Raw genomic sequence first — 17,917 nt, 5'->3', positions numbered from 1 at the left:
GAGGAGCAGCGACCGCGCCCAGGGGCTGAGTCTCAGCCGATGTTGTTGCGCCACACGTGGCCTTCGCGCTCCAGCAGGCGGTCTGAGCAGTCCGGTCCCCACGTACCCGCGAAATAGTTAGGGAATACTTCAGGGTTCTTGGCTGCCCACGCTTCGAGAATCGGCGTATAGAGCGACCATGTCACTTCCACTCCATCGCGGTGTGCGAAGAGCGTCTGGTCGCCGAGCATGGCGTCGAGCAGCAAGCGCTCGTATCCGTTGGCTGTCGATGTGCCGAATGCTGCGGCGTAATCGAAATCCATGTTCACCGGGCACACCGACATATTCGGAGTATTGGGAACCTTGGCACCAAACCGGAGGGCGATGCCTTCGTTCGGCTGGATGCGGATGGTGAGCAAGTTCGGCTGAATATCGTTGCAGGGACCGCTGGCCTGCATGCGATTGAAGATGAGCAGCGGCGGCTGCTTGAACTGAATGCTGATTTCAGTGGCGCGCTTCTTCATGCGCTTGCCGGCGCGAAGATAGAAGGGCACTCCGGCCCAGCGCCAGTTTTCGATTCCGAGTTTCACTGCAGCATACGTTTCGGTGCCCGACTCAGGATTCACGCGATCTTCGTCGCGATAGCCGACCACCTTTTTGCCGTCGACGACGCCCGGACCATATTGACCGCGCACTGCATCCTTGATGGGAATGCTGGGAATGGCGCGCCACACTTTCACCTTCTCGCGGCGCACGGCTTCGGCTTCAAAGCTTGATGGCGGCTCCATCGTCACAAAACTCAGCAGTTCCATCACGTGGTTCTGCACTACGTCGCGAAGCGCTCCTGCTTTTTCGTAAAACGGACCGCGGCCCTCGACTCCCAGCGTTTCAGCAGCGGTGATCTGCACGTGGTCGATGTAGTTGCGATTCCAGATGGGCTCGAAGATACCGTTGCCGAAACGGAAGACCAAAATATTTTGCACGGTCTCTTTGCCAAGGTAGTGATCGATGCGGAAGACCTGATTCTCGTGAAAGACAGCATTGACCTGGTGATTGAGTTCGCGCGCTGAGTCGAGATCGTGACCGAAGGGCTTTTCGATCACCACGCCTATGCGGCCCTGCTCGGGCTGCGCCATGCCCTGCGCACCGAGGTTCTCAATGATGGGCGCAAAATACTCCGGCGCGGTAGCCAGATAGAAAAGGCGGTCAGGACCGATGTTCTTCTCCTGCGCGATCTTGTCGAGTTCCTGCTTCAATCCCGCGTAGTGCGATGCGTCGTCGAAGCTGAGCGCGTAGTAACTGATCTTTTTCACAAACTCGTCGATCTTTGGATCGGACTTGTCCACGTCTCCGAAATCGATGAGGCCCTCGCGCATGTCGGCGGCAAACTCGTCGCCAAGCGGACGGCGGGCCACGCCAACGATGGCAAAATTCTTTGGCAACAACCCATCCTGCTCAAGGTGAAAGAGCGCGGGCACGAGCTTGCGCTTGGTCAAATCGCCCGAGGCGCCGAAGATCACCAGGATGCCGGGATTGGGAATGCGCTCGCCGGACTTGGGGACCTGATTGAGGTCCTCGGGGCGAACCTTCATCTGTACAGTTGCTGATGCCATAACGCGACCTCCGTCGTCAGTCGAGTGGTCAGTGGTCAGTGGTCAGTGGTCAGTGGTCAGTGGTCAGTGGTCAGTGGTCAGTGAAATTGGACAATCCGGCAACGCGCTCCTCACTGTCCAAGGTTCACTGCTTTTAGTCTTTTTTTACTGCATGTCCGCCGAATGCGTTGCGCATAATCGCTAACATTCGGTCGGTAAAGTTATTTTCTTCGCGTGAACGAATCCGGCGAATCAATGATTCAGTTATTACTGGTGCGGAGACGTTGAGATCGATTGCCTCAAAGACGGTCCAGCGGCCTTCGCCGGAATCCGCCACGTAGGCCTCGAGCCCATCGAGTGTGGGATTTTTGCTGAGTGCGTCGGCGGTCAAGTCAAGCAGCCAGCTGCGCACGACGCTACCGAAGCGCCAGATCTGCGAGATCTGAGCGAGGTCCAGATTCAGCTCTTCCTTCTTCTCCATGATGGTGAAGCCTTCGGCATAGGCCTGCATCAAGCCGTATTCGATGCCGTTGTGTACCATCTTGACGAAGTGGCCCGCACCCGCGGGGCCCACGTGTCCCCAGCCCTTGTCTTTCTCCGGCGCCAGCGTTTCAAGGATCGGACGGAGATAATCGACAGCTTCCTTGTCGCCGCCGACCATCATGCTATAGCCCTCTTTCAAACCCCACACGCCGCCGGAGGTGCCCACATCGACAAACTGGAATCCCTTCGCGGTAACTTCCTTGTAGTGGCGCTGTGAATCCTTGTAGTTGGAGTTACCGCCGTCGATGAGTATGTCTCCCTTATTGAGAAGCGGCTCTAACTTAGCGATAGTGTCGTCAACCGGCTTGCCCTGCGGCACCATGATCCAGATAGCCTTGCGGCCCTGGAGATTCTTTGCCATGTCCTCGAGTGAGTTGACGCCTACGTTTCCGGAAGCTGTAAGTTTCTGCACGGCGTCCGCGCTAAAGTCGAAGCCAACGACCTGATGTCCACCAAGGCGCAGCCGCTCGGCCATATTGCCGCCCATCTTGCCCAAACCGATCAAACCCAGTTGCATAGTGTTCTCCTTCGAATCACTTTTAAAGAACTTCAAGCGCCTGCAGATCGCTGTGCAGCGCATCCGCTCCGGTAAAGCGTATCGCCTTCATGCCGATGGCAGCCGCGGCCGCAACATTCTCAAGGCGATCGTCAATGAACAAAGTACGATCCGCAGGCTTGCCTAGAATTCCTAACGCATGACGGTAGATGGTCGGATCTGGCTTGCGGATACCCATATAGCATGAAGTAAACGCGAACTTCAGGTAGCGACGCAGGCTGAAGTTCGCGAGGCGAAATTCATTCGTTTCTCGTGCTTCATTGTTCAGCGCGCCAATCATGCACCTATCTGATGCCGCTAGTCCTGCGAGGATTCCGATGGCTCCATCGGGTAGAGTCTTCGACTGCGCGCACATAGCGGCAAAGAACTCTTCACGTGAAAAAGGGCGTGGTTGGTAAAACACCACAGCATTCAAATATTCATCGAGCGAGATCTCGCCGCGCTCCCATGCTTCGAAGGCCTTGGCATGGTGCGCTTCTAATACAGCAAGGTCGAGATGAAACTGATCGACAATTGCCGCGCGTTCGCGATGGTCCCAGCCGTTGGTCAGCAGGACTCCGCCAATATCGAAAAGGATTACGTCGAAGGGGAACATCGGCGTCTCGTTAAATCATTGGTCAGTGAACAGTGGTCAGTGCAACTATTAGCCGGGACTGCGCTGATACTTTGCTTCGATTGCTAAAACTTTCTTGAACCGACGCGTGAAACGCTCTTCATTGGAGATGAACCGGGCCCGGAGGAATGCATCCACAAGTTCGTAAGCTAATGACGTACCCACAATGCGCGCACCCAGCACCAGCACGTTCATGTCGTCGTGTTCCACGCCCTGGTGCGCCGAGTAGGTGTCGTGGCACATGCCGGCGCGAATACCCGGAATTTTGTTAGCCGCAACGCTTACGCCCACTCCTGAACCACAGATGAGAATGCCGCGTGGTGCATCGCCGGCCTTGATCGCCTCGCCAACGCGCTCTGCGAAGTCGGGATAATCATCTTGAGGTTCGCACTTGAAAGCACCGAGATCGAGGATCTCGTGTTCACTCTTGGTGAGATAAGCGCGGACTTCCTCTTTAAGGTCGAATCCTGCGTGATCGGATGCGATAACTAACTTCACTTGCAATCCTTTCTACTTAGTGCAGAGTTAGCGGAGTTAGCCAGGCGTCAAGAGAGCTTACCGGCTGGGCTGACTCCGCAGCTCTCATTTGTTCAACAGCGCTTTGGCGCGGGTCGCCACGTTTTCTGGTGTGAATCCATACTCGGCCATGACTTTGGGGCCCGGAGCTGAAGCGCCGAAGCGATCGATGCCAATGACGTCGCCGTCGAGTCCTACGTATTTCCACCAGCCCAGTGTCGCGCCCGCTTCTACCGCGAGCTTCGGCACGTTCCGGGGCAGCACGCTCGCCTTGTATTCGGCTGATTGCTCATCGAAGATGCGCCAGCTTGGCATACTCACTACGCGCGCAGCAATTCCCTCGCCCGAGAGTGCCTTGGCGGCATCGAGCGCGGTAGAGACTTCGGAGCCCGTAGCGATCAAAACGACTTGCGCATTTGCGGCATCTTCGAGAATGTACGCGCCCTTGCTTGTGCCAGCGTAGACGTCGTGCTTGGTTGTATCGATAACCGGCAGGTCCTGGCGGGTCAGCGCGAAGAAGCTCGGCGTGGTGCGATCGAGCGCGAGCCGCCAGCAGGCTGCCGTCTCATTGGCATCCGCCGGACGGAAGTCTGTCAGACCAGGCACCGCACGCAGCATCATCAGGTGTTCGATTGGCTGGTGCGTGGGTCCATCTTCGCCGAGGCCGATCGAGTCGTGGGTGAACACGAAGATGGAGTGAATCTGCATCAGCGCGGCAAGTCGAATCGCAGGCTTGCAGTAGTCAGAGAAGGTGAAGAATGTCGAGCCGAAGGGCACGAGACCACCGTGCACCGCCATTCCGTTCACTGCGGCGCACATGCCGAACTCGCGGACGCCGAAGAACACGTTGCGGCCGGCGGGGTCGACATGAAAACTTGCGCCGGGTTTGAAGATGGTTTTCGTTGACGAGGTGAGGTCGGCTGCGCCGCCGAAGAGTTCAGGAACGCTGTCGGCAATCGCGTTCATGATGGCTCCGCCGGCATTGCGGGTGGCCTGTTTCTTGTCTGGTGGGAACGTGGGAATCGACTTAGCCCAGTTCTTCTTGCGCAGGCCTTTCTGGGTCCGGTCGAATTCAACTGCCAGATCGCGGAAATCGGCCGCGTAATGAGTGAAGAGATGCTGCCACTCGGCCTCTGCGGTCGAGCCGCGATCGATCGCTTTGCGCCAGTTCTTCAGCGCATCATCGGGGACGAAGAAGCTCTTGTCTTCAGGGAATCCGTAGAATTTTTTGGTTGCCGCGGTGTCTTCCGGTCCAAGAGCTTCGCCGTGGACTTTGTTGGTGCCGGCTTTCGGGCTGCCGTAGCCAATGACGGTGCGGACTGCGATGAGCGAGGGCTTACTGGTCTCGGCTTTGGCCGCTTCGATGGCGGCTTCAATCGCTTTCAGGTCATTGCCGTCGGCTACGCGCTGCGTGTGCCAGTGATAGGCCTCGAAGCGCTCCAACACATTGTCGCTGTAGCTCAGCTCCGTGGGTCCATCGAGCGAGATCAGATTGTCGTCGTAGAAGAGGATCAGCTTGCCGAGCCCGAGGGTTCCGGCCAGCGCGCAAGCCTCGTGGGAGACGCCTTCCATGAGGTCGCCATCGCCGCACAGCACATAGGTGTGATGATTCACGATTTCGTAATTGGGCCTGTTGTAGACGGCGGCGAGGTGTCTCTCCGCGATCGCCATACCGACGGCCATAGCTAATCCCTGGCCGAGCGGGCCCGTCGTTACTTCTACTCCATCGGTGTCGCCGAATTCGGGATGTCCGGGAGTGCGCGAGTGCCACTGGCGAAAAGCCTGCAGATCGTCGAGCGTGACTTTGTAGCCGGAGAGAAACAACGTGGCATACAGGAGCGCGGAGGCGTGTCCATTGGACAGCACAAACCGGTCGCGGTCAGCCCATTTAGAATTCGCCGGATTGTGCTTCATGATTTTGTGAAACAGCAGGTAGGCGATTGGAGCACAGCCCAACGGCGCTCCGGGGTGGCCGCTTTTGGCCTTTTCTACCTCATCCACAGACAGCAGCCGTAAGGTGTCAATTGAAAGTTCGTCGAGTGAAAGATCCGCGAGAGTTGCCATAAGGCTCTGATCCATTTCCTTTCGATAAAGAGCGAAAGATGAAATTAATTCCGGGGTTCGATGCTGATTTCTACGTTGTAACCGAGCCAGCGATTCTGCGGGCGCCAGTGGAAAGTCCATGATAGACCACCGCTCGCCTGGTTCGGATCGGTGGAAAGATCTACGCTGTACCCCGCACTACCGAGACTGTGGCCCATGGTCGATTGCGTTGTCTTCCATTGGTCGGTTGTCCAAACCACCTCAAAGGGTGCGTCGTCGAGGATGCGCAGCGTGTCACCGGCAATGATCTTCTGGATCGGCCGGCGGAGGCTGTAGAACTCGAGATTTGCGCGGAGCTGCTTTCTACCTGCTGGTTCGCAATAGCGCGTGTACACACTATCGATGCGGTCGAAGACCTTGCCGTCTACCGTGGAGCGGAGAAGTTTCAGATATTCCGCATGTGCCCAGACCAGCGGGACGGCCGAACCAGCGGGCTTGCCCTTTTCAAAGCCTTGCCTGTCGGCCTCGTCCCACACCTGCTCGGGCATCATCTGGCCGGGAGTAGAAAAGCGCTCATACGTGCCGATGAGCGGCGCGGGATCGTTGCCGGCGGCCAATTCATAGTGAGCACGCTCCCCGGTAAAAAGCGGCCAGACGCGGCCCTGACCCCACCCTTTAAAAGGACCGCCGTCTGGGCGCTGGCCGTAACCATCCCAGTTGTAGCGGTGCCATCCGGGGCCTTGGGGGAGATCGGTCTTCAGAACGGCGTCGACCACTCTGAGCGAATCAATCACCAGCGGATCGTCGGCGCGACGCACGCCGTAACGGACAAGCTCAAGGAAACCGGCATCGATGATTTCGCGCGCTTCAAATTCAGTCTGCGTGCCGGGGGGCCGGTTGTTGATGTGGATCATCTCGGTTCCGCAGTCCTCGCACGCGTACGCTTCCCCCTTCTCCGGAGGCTTGATGCGCATGTAATGGCGCTTGACCTCTGGCAGCAGAACGCCGTTGTTGGTGACGGTCCACTCCTCGAGATGGCGCTCAATCCAGTCGGCGAATTCTTCAAGGAACACTGCGGTTTCAATGGAATCGTGCGCCCGGGCCATATCGGCCGCGCAGATCAGGCCGCTAATGACCGCAGCCAGAGTTGAGGGTGAATAACCCGCGTTCTCCTCCCACCTCTCCTGGTGGGTAATGGGCGCATGCTGCACCAGGAACCCCGCGGCCCGCTCAATGAAGGGAAAGATTTCAATTTCGCCGAGGCCGTTGGCTTTCCATAGGCGCCACGCCAGAATAATGGGGAAGGCAACCTCATCCAGCTGTTCGCCGGACCAGTAGGGTCGTCCGTCCACCCAGAAATTCTGCGCGAAACCGCCGTCGGGCTTTTGCGTGCAGGCCAGGTAAACCAGCGCCCGGCGCGCCGTCTCAACCCGTCCACAAGCCAACAGCGCCGTGGCCGTTTGCACCATGTCGCGGGTCCACACGAGGTGGTAGCCACCGAGGTCGTCGTCTCCGTGCGCCTGACCCCAGGGAATCGAAGCCGAGGCTACGAAAGCCCCGGAAAAGGTCTTGTCTTCGTGCGCCAGCAGCACGTTGTGGCTGGCCCGCATCAATTTGCCGTTGTCGCAGGATTTGGCCGCCAGCCATTCGGGATTGGCCAACCGGTGCCATTGCGCGATAAACCGGTCGCGATGTTGATCAAACGGCGTGGCCAGCGCGCTCACTGTCTTCTGTAGAGCGGTGTGGTTTCCTTCGCCAAGGCCAAAGGCCAGGGTGAATTCGCGAGCACCGTCTGTGCCGGCAGCCCTCAGGTTCAGTTCGCCGAAGATGGCGATATTTCCGTTGGTGGCGGAACCAAATTCCCAGTCCATCTGATAGTTATCGCGCAGGTCATGCCAGCCGTCGCTGCTGCCCACGAAGCCGCAGCTCACGCGCGAGAAACCGCAACTGGCGCCCATGGCCAGCGACCACTGATTCTTGAAGGCGAGCAGCATTTTCTGCCCGGCGATATCCAGTGCGCGAGCGGTATTGCCCGCGCCTCCCCCATCCAGATGCGGCGCCAGCAGAGCATAAATCCTCAGCCGCGGGATCAGGTCTTCGTGCCCTTCCAGGCGCACACGCTGAAGAACCACGCTGTGGTGGGGGTCGCAGATGATCTCCTTGGTGAGCGTGTAGCGGCCACCGGGATCGCGATTGATATAGCGAACGCCGAGCGCTTCGGGGTGAATGTATTCGAACGTCGATACCAGATCGCGCTTTTCTTCGTGAGAAAAGGTCTCGCCATCCGTGACGAGGAAACCCATGTCGCGGACCTGGGCGCTATCGATGGTGGGGTGGTAGATTTCGTTCAAAATGCCATGGGAGCAGGTAAACCAGGCCCGGCTCGATGCCGAATAGGCCGTTCCGATGGCGTCCTTCACGCTGGAGGTCCAGCGCGGCTGAAGCCCGGGCGCGCCAAAAGCCTCACCCTGCTGGTCGAGCCAGCGATACGACAGCTGATTATTCATGCGTTCTCACCAGTTCTCGGGTAGGGAAGCTCAATTCTACGGTTCCGACACCTTAGGGGATGACATGAGTCGGCCCGAAGTTTCCATTTTCTCAAGCGAATAGTTCGAACCCTACCTCGGACTTACCGCATCCATCCAAACACAGGGCGCTGCCCGCGAATGTGAAGGAAGTATTTCATTCGACCCGTTTTTTGCTGTGGTCAATCCGCACCCCGATGCGCTCACAATGCCCGTGCGATGACCTTCCACTGAAACAGTACAATCCCAGATGAGGAGAATTCCCCGATGGCATATGAACTTGCACCGCTTCCTTACGACTACGCCGCACTCGAGCCTTTCATCGACGCGGAGACCATGAAACTCCATCACGACAAGCATCACCAGACCTACATCACCAATGTGAATGCCGCGCTGGCGAGCCATCCAGAACTGGCTGCGAAGTCGGTGGATGACCTCATCAGCGATCTGAACGCCATTCCCGAAGACATTCGCAACGTGGTACGCAATAATGGCGGCGGCCACTCCAATCACTCCATGTTCTGGACCATCATGGGTCCGGCGAACACGTCGGGTATTGGTGGAGCACCCACCGGGGCCATCGCTGACCAGATCAAGACGGATTTCGGCGATTTTGACGCCTTCAAGAAGACTTTTAATGAGACTACCGCTAAGCAGTTTGGCTCCGGCTGGGGCTGGCTGGTGAGTCAGGGCGGCAAGCTGAAAGTCATCACCTCCGCCAATCAAGATTCGCCCCTGAGCCAGGGACTCTACCCGATCCTCGGCAACGACGTCTGGGAGCACGCCTACTACCTGAAGTACCAGAACAAGCGCCCCGACTACCTCGCCGCCTGGTGGAATGTAGTGAACTGGGCCGAAGTGAACAAGCGGTTTGAGAAGGCAAAGAGCAAGAAGTAGCACCAGTTGTCAGTGAGCAGAGAACAGTGGTCAGTTGTCCCGCTTTGGGTTGTGACAGCAAATGTCCGCCTCGAGTGGTTGATGGCTGGCCACTTTCTGTTTCCCTGGTTGCGCCTAGAAGTCCCATTTAACCTTGTCGGCCAATTTTCCGTCTAATAAAACAGTGAGATGGAAAAGCGTGTTCGCAGTCTGACACTGATCCCTCGTGCGGGATTTCTGGTTGCCTTGGTTCTTCTCGGTTTAACCCTTGCGGCGAAAGCGCAGTCGGGGAGCTTTGCCGTGAGCCAAAACGGTAAGGCGGTCGGCACCGCGAGCTTTACCTTTGTCTCCAATCCAAGCGGATTTGATTCCTCCTCGGTTGTTCGCGTGGAAATGCAGGGGCTGAGCTATCAGCTTTCTAAGAACGAAGAGCTTTCGACTTCCAACGGGCTGAAGCACGTTCAGCTCAGTGCCATTGTCAACAACTCCGCCGTTAACGTCGTTGCCAAGCCGGACGCCGCGCAGTTTCTGTTAAATATTTCCGCGAATGGACGCAGCAGCACCACGCGGCTGGATGCTCACAACCTGACGGTGTTTCTTCCCGACTTTGATCCCGGTGCCCTCGAGACGCTGCTGGCGATGGCGGCGAGCAGCAACAATCGCGACTTGTGGGCAATTATTCCGAAGCAGGCGGGCACGATTGAACCTGTTCAGCTAGCTACGTATCCGGATGAAAAGGGCACGCTTGATGGCAAGCCGATCGTTGCACATCACCTGATGGCAACGATTGGCGGTAACTCGACGGAACTGTTCGCGGGGCCGGAGAACCAGCTTCTTCAGGCGGAGTTGCCGCAGCAGGGATTTGCGCTGGTGCGCAAAGGATTTGTGCTGACGCCGCCCGCCAAGCCGTTGGCACCGCCTCCCGCACCCGGTCCGACAACAAATCCCACTGCACAATAGCTCCGCAGTCCCGAATCGCTGCTTCCTAACTCCTGGCTCACTGTCCCCAGTCCTCACACCGCGTTGCCGGCTGCAAACGCTGACGCCCAGGCCCACTGGAAGTTGAAGCCGCCGAGGTGGCCGGTCACATCCACACCTTCGCCGATGAAGAAAAGACCTGGCACCTTGCGCGCTTCCATGGTCCGCGAATTCAGGCCTGCCGTATCCACGCCGCCGGCTGTCACTTCAGCCTTCTCGAATCCCTCAGTTCCGTTGGGATGAAACTCCCAGCGCCTCAGATTGCGCTCGGCCGCTTCCAGAGCCGCATTTGTCCATCCCGAGGGCGCGCCCACCTCGGCAAGATGGCCTGCCAGCCTCTGTGGCAGGAATTCGCGCAACACCTGGTGAAATGCGATGTCATCGCGCCGGGCTCCAGGTCGGAGAAGAGGTTGAATGAGATGCGATGAGCCATCGGCATTTGGTACGAAATCAATTTGAATGGTTTCGCCCGGACGCCAGTAGGAAGACACCTGCAGCAGAGCAGGCCCGCTAAGTCCACGATGAGTGATCAGCAGTTTCTCGCGGAAGCTTGGACCGCGATTTGCTTGCGCGAACACTTCTGTGGAAACGCCGGCCAGTTCTGTCCAGTTCCTTTCCACGCCCGCAAGGAGGAGAGGGACGAGCGCCGGTCGCGTTTGAGTGACCTTTAAACCGAATTGACGCGCAAGTTGGTAGGCCAGGCCGGTGGCGCCCATTTTCGGAATCGAAAGGCCTCCGGTGGCTACTACGAGAGCGGTTGCTGAGAATTCTCCGGCAGAACAGGCTATACGAAATTCGCCCGAGGAGGATTCGACTGCGACGTTCCGCGCGTTGAGCAGAAGTTCGACACCGCCGCGCTCGCAATCAGTAAGCAGCAGGTCCACGATCTGCCGTGCAGACTGGTCGCAGAAGAGTTGGCCCAGCGTTTTTTCGTGCCACTTGATTCCGTAGCGCTCCACCAGTTCAAGAAAGTGTTGTGGCTGGTAGAGGGCCAACGCCGACTTTGCGAAGTGAGGATTTTCGGAGATGAAGTTGGCGGGAGTGCAGTGAATGTTGGTGAAGTTGCAGCGGCCGCCGCCGGAGATGAGGATTTTGCGGCCCGGCTGTGAGTTGTGTTCGAGCAGCAGCATGCGACGGCCGCGTTGGCCAGCGACGGCCGCGCACATCAGTCCGGCTGCGCCAGCACCAAGTACAATCACATCGAATTTGCGGGGGGCGGTGGGCACTCATTCATTGTCGCCGAGCGGGCAGAGGACGAGGAGATCGCTCGCGAGATGGATTCAACCGCAGGCTACTTAGTAGCCTTCATCTTCTCTTCTATGCCATTCACGATATTCACGGCCTCGGTAAGTCCGACTTTCTCGCTTGCACGCACCAGCTTGATCGCATCCATCTTACGGCCTTGTCTCAGGAGCGCCTGGATCGAATTGTCCTGCGCACTTGGCGAGTCGAAATCGCGTCTTCGCCGTCGAGATGAAGAAAGGTGAGAATCTCTGCTTTCACCGCATCGCAGCGCTGCTTATCGCCTCGGTACGTATCGGACAGAGGGACCGGATCGCCTGATGTGAGAATCGTTAATCGATAGACAAGCTCATTGTTTTTTGCGTACGAAGAGTCAATGCCGATACCAGTGATCTCGCTGAACGGGACCACGCCGGTCGCAGTGTTGAACGCTCGGCGGCGCCACCAGGTGGCTTGCTGCGTTCCCGCATCGAAAACAACCACTTCCCTGCGCCAGAATACAAATCCGCAAAGGAGGAGGAAAGCGGCGGCCAGAAGTCCGACGCGCTCCCCCCGCACGATCGATGAATAGGTGGCTGGGATGGAGGCGCACAAAAGGAGCACTGATACCCAGATGCTGCTGTCGACCAATGCGAGTTCCGTATTGGTTTTGCGGGTGACGTGCATGACAGCAAATATGGCATGGATTTGAAGAATTGGCAGAAAGCGTCTCTTGCGGGAGCCTCACGATGGTCACTGGAACCATTCGCTTCGATAATCCGTAAACCTTGGGGACATGGAACGCCACTACAACTGGGCGTGGGTCGAGGGTGCGGTTTCCGCAGCTATTGCGGATTGGAATAACTGTGCTGGTGCGCAGGAAGATCGCGGCCCCTGGTTCAATCTCCGGGAACAAGAAGGCAGGGAGGCAGTCTACGACAGTGCCTTGCTGGCAGTTGAGCGCGACGCAAAGCGCGCACGCCTCGGCCCTCGCGAACGGCAGGAGGCGCACCGTCGGGTTGTCGCGATCTTTCCGCGATTTGCTTCGATCGCTCTGGGTCTGGAAGACGAAGCCGTTCATTTGCTGACCGACGGGTTCCTGCCCGTCGGAACGCAGTTTGCACAATGGGCGAGGCGGTTTGATTCTGACTTGTCGATTGGCGACACCATTCAGGCATGCCGCAACGCGTGGACGGTTTGCGGAATCCAGCCGCTGCTAGGCGATGTGATGCAGATGACGCCCGCGATTATTGGCTATAGCCTGCTGTATCCATACAGCGACAACTATCTCGATTCTGAAAAAATCCCTAAGCAACGAAAACTTGAATTCAGCGGGCGCTTCCGTGATCGATTGTGCGGTCTGGACGTGGACGCGCGGGACCGGAATGAATCCGCGGTGTGGGCCATGGTGCGCTTGATTGAAGATCAATTTCCGCGCACTCGCTTTCCGCGCGTGTTTGAGAGCTTGCTGGCGATCCACCAGGCGCAGGAAGACAGCATGGCGCAATTGAATCGCGGCCGTGCCGTGAGCGAGGCCGAGTTGTTGCGACTGAGTTGCGCGAAGGGTGGAACGTCAGTACTGGCAGACGCGTGTCTCTCGCATGGTTTTCTCAACGATGAGGAAGCGCGATTCGCTTTTGAGTGGGGCGTGCTGTTGCAGCTTGGCGATGACCTGCAGGATGTCCAGGATGATCTGAAACATGGAGCAGCGACGTTGTTTTCGCGCGCTGCAGCAAAGCGGATTCCACTCGATTCTCTGGTTCGGCAGCTCCTCGCGTTCAGCGAAAATGTCGCCGATCAGATTGAAAGACTACCGCATGGAGAGCCGGCGCTGAAGAGGCTGTTGCGCACGAGCTGGCGGTCTCTGATACTGATGGCGGTGGCCAGATCGCACCGTTATTTCACTTCTGAATTTCTGGCCGAATGCGAGCGTGGCTCTTCGTTCCGATTCGGATTTCTGCGCGCCCGGCACAAGCGGCTTGCGGGCAGACGCGGACTGTACAAGTTGCTGTTCGAATCTTTCCTTCAATTCGAAGACGTTGATCTTACACATCTGCCATCTCCGGAAAATTGGATGCAATCAATTTGCGATCCCCATTTCACTCCTGATTTTTCCCGGGCGGCCAGCTTCCGCGCATAAAAGGACGCATCAAATTCTGCTTGAGGCTTCTGCTTCACGTGTAGCCTCGCTCCTGGTTTGCAATTGCGGTGAGGTTTTTTTGTCTGAGTCGAAGCAGCCTGGCCGGCGCAGTTTGCGAGGGGTAGAGTGGCTTAATTTTTTTCTGGCTGATGTACAAACGGGCTTGGGACCGTTCCTAGCCGCTTATCTTGCGGCTGGTGGATGGAATCCAGCGCGGGTTGGATTTGCGCTCACCTTCGGCGGACTCGTGACGGTGGCTCTGCAAACGCCGGCCGGAGCCGTGGTGGATGCGGCCCATGGCAAACGTTCGGTCATCGCCATTAGCCTGGGAGTGCTGGTTGCGGGCGCCTTGCTGCTGCTCGGGCCGCTGCACCCGGTCACGGTGTATGCCGCGCAGTTCCTCATCGGCGCCTCCGCTCCGTTTCTCGCACCTGCGATCGCGGCTATTACCCTAGGCATCGTGGGTGCGCGTGCCTTTGACAAGCAATTTGGGCGTAACCAGGCCTTCAACGCTGGCGGCAACGTGTTCACGGCACTTCTCGTCGCATATGTAAGCTACAAGCTCGGTTATCACGCAATATTCGGCGTGGCAATCGCGATGGCTATTCCCACCGCATTGTCACTAGCTGCCATTGATCCCGGTGAGATTGATTACGCACGAGCACGTGGATCAACACGCGACGGCGAGACGCCCACTACTAAGGGCGTTCCGGCACTCTTAAAAGATCGCGTGATCTTATTCTTCCTCATTTGCGCTTTTCTTTTTCATCTTGCCAATGCCGCCATGCTGCCACAGCTCGGTGAAATGTTAGCGAAGGGAAAACCGCAAGAGGCGGCTCCGTTTATGTCCGCGTGCATCATTGTTACGCAGCTGGTAATCACCGTTTCTGCTGCATGGATTGGCCGTCGCGCAGAAAGCAAGGGCAGAAAATCTCTCCTGCTTTTGGGATTCGGGGTGCTACCGCTACGCGGAGCGCTTTATACACTCACCTCCTCGGCACCGGCACTCATCGCAATTCAGACGCTCGACGGCGTCGCCAATGCAATCTTCGGAGTCGTTTCCATCCTCGTGATCAAGGACCGCACGGAAGGTACGGGGCGCTTCAATCTGGCTTCAGGGGCGCTGGCGACGATGGTTGGGGTGGGCGCTGCACTGAGCAATACCCTAGGAGGCACGATGATTCAGTACCTGGGCTACCGTGCATCGTTTCTCGGACTCGCAACGGTAGCAGTGGTGGCGGTGACGTTGTTATGGTTCGCGATACCGGAGACACGCTGCGGCAATACCGAGGCTCAAGTTCGACCGGGTCTGGAGTGACGACAGATTGTTTAAGGCAGTTGGTTACACCTCATCGTCGCGGAACATCGGATGCGGAATCAACTTCCGGTAGTCTTCCTGATGCGCGCCATCGAGACAGGCCTCAATGATGCGCTGCCCCAGCGGATCGAGATCGGGTACGAGGAACTGCTTTAGCTCACTCGCGAAAAATTCGCGCCATTGGCGGATGCCTTCCTCATAGACATCCATCCCACCCTGGATTTGCTCTTCTACGCGCAAAAAAACTCGTGGAATCATGGAGCCTTCGATTTTGAGTTGTTTGGGTATATAGCCGAGGAGCGGGAACAGCGCTTCATCGACCTGCTCGCGGCCAAACTTCGCGCTGCCTCGACGTGCGAGGTATTCGCGGGCGATCCATTCAGCCATGAAACCAACTTTCCACGCGCCGATGTGCTGGTTGGGAATGAGCACGTAGCGCGTCTCCGGTGTGTCCACAATTTGACGGAGCAGCAGATTTGCCTGATCGACGCGACGGCCCGTGGCAAATGCCCAGTAGGAGCCAACGCCTTCTGACTGCATCTCCTTGGATTTCTGCGTCTGGATGCTGGGATTGCCGTGACCGCGCGGGGCGACAAGCCGCCACAACCACGCGAGCGCAGGACTGAGAACATGAAGCATTGCGAGGATGCCGTAGAGCTGGCTATCGCGATGCGTTGCCGGGCAGCGCACTCCGAAACTGCGAACGTCCACGGCGCGCGGTCCTCCCGCGATGTCTTCGAGCAGGTGTCGCGGAAGGATCACACGCGGGTTCGGGCAGAGCTTGCCGGGAGCATCTTCAACGTGCTCCCACGTGAGGCAGGTGCCACCGGGAACAATGTAGTGATTGAGAAAGATCAGCGGTTCCGGTGGATCGATGCAGAGCCGCTCGAGATTCGGCGCGGTTCCATAGCTGTGGATGTGATCCACGCGCACGAACCAGGCGTTTTCAGCGTCGGCGATTGTGAGCCGGCCGTGCGGGCGTTGATAGCTCGGGTGTGCGCAAGCCATGTCGTCGGCAATGGGCCGCAGATGGCATGCCTCCGGCAAATTCAGCGTTCGCTCTTCCTGGGTGATGACATTGCGACCAATCAGGAGACGGCCATCTTCCATGCGATGGATATGCTCAGTCATCTCGCTCTTACCGCCGCCACTGGCGCCTTCGTGCATGAGAATCAGCTGATTCTCATAAGGCGTGACGACAGCAACCGCAGCGCAGTGATTCGTGACCCAGCCTTCGCGCTCGCCGATGTCGAGAAGCATGGAGTAGACACCCTTTTTGGCGCTGGGACCAGGATAGAGATTGTAGGCAAAGATCTCCTGATGCGTTGTAGTGCGATCGTGTACCACAACCTGTCGCCCGCTGAAATGCGTATGACGAAACGGTGGCGCGACAAAGAGAACGCCTCCACTAATTTTGAAATCCGCCGGCACCTGGCTGCGCGGAATCATCCCTTGCAAGTCAGCCAATGCTGCCGCAAAAAATGCGGCTTGGCGAGGCACAATCAGCAGCGACCCATAACCCAGAGCATCGGCCCCGGCATAGAAAGGCATCGCCACGAGTTCCTGCGTCTTGAGCCAGTCCAACGTTTGTTGACGCGTGCCGTCAAAGGTCTGGCCGAAGCGCTCTTCATAAGTTGGCTTGTCGGTTGGAAGGGAGTCGCCAATCACCATGGCATCAGGATCGCGCCGGCGCATGGCTGGATCGGGGAAGTTGATTGCCAAGCCATTCCGAGCCTTTGTCACGACGGCTTCCACAATGCGGCCCAGACCGTTGGGCTTACCCGGCACATGAAAGATGGCCTCGTAGACTCCGTGGTCTTCGCGATTGCCGAGTCGCCAATCCGTTGTACCTGTGGGACGGCCCAGCGCCCAGTCGAGCAGTTGCGGCCGGTTTTCCGGCACTTGCATCAAGGGGGCGGCTGCTAATACTTCGCGAACGTGAACGGGCAAATCCAGTTCGGCCCAGGCGGCCTGAAAATCAACGACACTTCGGGTTTCTGCGGCAACGGTCAAGATCGATCTCACTTTCCGGGGATCAGAATGTGGTCCGAATTCCTGCTCGGCGCCAAAGAGACCACACAGTTTTTATCGCATCCGCTGGTACACCTGGCAGTGCCCGTCGTCACGCTGGTTGCGATAGAGTAGGTGCAGTCGTTCCGATACGCGAGCTGGAGCTGGATGCCGAAAAAACGCAATCGCAAATCGCTGCCTGAAGATCCAAGTCCGACTCCCGAGTTAGAAGTAAAAGAAACCCCACTGGAGGCATTTGCCGGCATTTGTTCGGTGCTCGTGATTGGACTTTTCGTGCTGACATTTCTCGGCCAGAATTTTCTAATTCCTTCCGGCTCAATGGAGGACACGCTGCTGATCGGCGACCACCTGCTTGTCGATCGCATCACGTTCAGTCCGGCATCGCGTTGGATACCGCTCATTCATCATCGCGATCCGCAACGCAACGACATTGTGGTCTTCATCCGTCCCCTTCCGGAGCCGGAACCAGACGCCGACGGAAAGCCCGTTTTTCTCATCCTTGTAAAGCGGCTCATCGGTATGCCTGGTGACCATCTGCATCTTCAGAATGGAACCGTGTTCATCAATGGCGTTGCGCATCCGATGCCAAAGGATGGACTCGACACGCCGATTGCGCCGAGCGAACAGGCTTATGTCGACGACTTTCCTTCTGTGGTGCCGACCGTGGAAGATTCGCACGGAGCCTTGACTCCCTGGGTCGTCGATCTGCCTAGTCATCTTGAAAACGGCGACCTCGTGGTGCCGCCGGGAAAGTACTTCATGATGGGCGATCACCGCCACGCCAGTCTCGATTCGCGCTTCTGGGGATTTGTGCCGCGCGAAAACATCATGGGGCGGCCGCTGTTCAACTACTGGTCGTTCAAAACTCCTGAAGATCAGCAGGACAAAAAGGGATTGGTGAACCAGGTGGCGTGGTTCGGGCATGTGGCGTTGCGCTTCTTTACCGATACCCGGTGGAATCGGACGTTGAAACGCGTGCACTAGCG

General features: G+C 57.7%; 14 protein-coding genes. 5 read left to right on the top strand and 9 right to left on the bottom strand.

Going from position 1 to position 17,917, the window contains the following annotated elements:
- Nucleotides 1-32: 32 nt before the first annotated feature.
- The 6 genes from zwf to P8935_RS05530 all read right to left on the bottom strand — a co-directional run bounded on the left by zwf (nt 33) and on the right by P8935_RS05530 (nt 8,349).
- Complete coding sequence (gene zwf / locus P8935_RS05555) at nt 33-1,592, bottom strand: glucose-6-phosphate dehydrogenase (protein ID WP_348263996.1); 1,560 nt, start codon at nt 1,590-1,592, stop codon at nt 33-35.
- A gap of 133 nt (nt 1,593-1,725) precedes the next feature.
- Entirely contained in the window at nt 1,726-2,631 is a 906-nt protein-coding gene (gene gnd, locus P8935_RS05550; RefSeq protein WP_348263995.1) for a phosphogluconate dehydrogenase (NAD(+)-dependent, decarboxylating), read from the bottom strand.
- 22 nt (nt 2,632-2,653) lie between these two features.
- The gene (locus P8935_RS05545; protein ID WP_348263994.1) at nt 2,654-3,265 is read right to left on the bottom strand and encodes an HAD-IA family hydrolase; all 612 of its coding nucleotides are present in this window, start codon (nt 3,263-3,265) and stop codon (nt 2,654-2,656) included.
- 48 nt (nt 3,266-3,313) lie between these two features.
- Nucleotides 3,314-3,781, bottom strand: coding sequence for a ribose 5-phosphate isomerase B (gene rpiB / locus P8935_RS05540; protein ID WP_348263993.1), 468 nt, complete (start codon nt 3,779-3,781; stop codon nt 3,314-3,316).
- Between the two features lie 84 nt (nt 3,782-3,865).
- Nucleotides 3,866-5,863 carry a transketolase gene (gene tkt, locus P8935_RS05535; protein WP_348263992.1) on the bottom strand — a complete coding sequence of 666 codons (1,998 nt, stop codon included), beginning with the start codon at nt 5,861-5,863 and terminating at the stop codon, nt 3,866-3,868.
- Between the two features lie 44 nt (nt 5,864-5,907).
- Nucleotides 5,908-8,349, bottom strand: a complete 2,442-nt coding sequence (locus tag P8935_RS05530) for a glycoside hydrolase family 15 protein (RefSeq protein WP_348263991.1) — start codon at nt 8,347-8,349, stop codon at nt 5,908-5,910.
- Nucleotides 8,350-8,634: 285 nt separating this feature from the next.
- Between P8935_RS05530 and P8935_RS05525 the strand changes: the two genes are divergently transcribed.
- Both P8935_RS05525 and P8935_RS05520 read left to right on the top strand, forming a co-directional pair.
- Nucleotides 8,635-9,264 carry a superoxide dismutase gene (locus P8935_RS05525; protein ID WP_348263990.1) on the top strand — a complete coding sequence of 210 codons (630 nt, stop codon included), beginning with the start codon at nt 8,635-8,637 and terminating at the stop codon, nt 9,262-9,264.
- A gap of 168 nt (nt 9,265-9,432) precedes the next feature.
- Entirely contained in the window at nt 9,433-10,203 is a 771-nt protein-coding gene (locus tag P8935_RS05520) for a hypothetical protein (RefSeq protein ID WP_348263989.1), read from the top strand.
- 53 nt (nt 10,204-10,256) lie between these two features.
- Here the strand turns inward: P8935_RS05520 and P8935_RS05515 are convergent, their stop codons facing one another.
- Both P8935_RS05515 and P8935_RS05510 read right to left on the bottom strand, forming a co-directional pair.
- Nucleotides 10,257-11,447 carry an NAD(P)/FAD-dependent oxidoreductase gene (locus P8935_RS05515; RefSeq protein ID WP_348263988.1) on the bottom strand — a complete coding sequence of 397 codons (1,191 nt, stop codon included), beginning with the start codon at nt 11,445-11,447 and terminating at the stop codon, nt 10,257-10,259.
- Nucleotides 11,448-11,628: 181 nt separating this feature from the next.
- Nucleotides 11,629-12,129, bottom strand: a complete 501-nt coding sequence (locus P8935_RS05510) for a hypothetical protein (protein WP_348263987.1) — start codon at nt 12,127-12,129, stop codon at nt 11,629-11,631.
- Nucleotides 12,130-12,238: 109 nt separating this feature from the next.
- Here P8935_RS05510 and P8935_RS05505 point away from each other — a divergent pair, with 109 nt between their 5' ends.
- Nucleotides 12,239-13,582 carry a hypothetical protein gene (locus P8935_RS05505; RefSeq protein WP_348263986.1) on the top strand — a complete coding sequence of 448 codons (1,344 nt, stop codon included), beginning with the start codon at nt 12,239-12,241 and terminating at the stop codon, nt 13,580-13,582.
- Between the two features lie 79 nt (nt 13,583-13,661).
- A complete protein-coding gene (locus tag P8935_RS05500) occupies nt 13,662-14,900 on the top strand; it encodes an MFS transporter (RefSeq protein WP_348263985.1) in 1,239 nt (412 codons plus the stop codon).
- A 24-nt stretch (nt 14,901-14,924) separates the two neighbouring features.
- Here the strand turns inward: P8935_RS05500 and P8935_RS05495 are convergent, their stop codons facing one another.
- Nucleotides 14,925-16,913: a DUF4914 family protein gene (locus tag P8935_RS05495; RefSeq protein ID WP_348263984.1), complete on the bottom strand. Its 1,989-nt coding sequence runs from the start codon at nt 16,911-16,913 to the stop codon at nt 14,925-14,927.
- Between the two features lie 165 nt (nt 16,914-17,078).
- On the opposite strand from P8935_RS05495, the gene lepB reads away from it, so the two are divergent.
- Entirely contained in the window at nt 17,079-17,915 is an 837-nt protein-coding gene (gene lepB, locus P8935_RS05490) for a signal peptidase I (protein ID WP_348263983.1), read from the top strand.
- Nucleotides 17,916-17,917: the final 2 nt, after the last annotated feature.

The sequence above is a fragment of the Telmatobacter sp. DSM 110680 genome (assembly GCF_039994875.1).
In the GTDB taxonomy this organism is placed as follows: Bacteria; Acidobacteriota; Terriglobia; order Terriglobales; family Acidobacteriaceae; genus Telmatobacter.
This window is presented reverse-complemented; position numbering and strand designations above follow the sequence as displayed.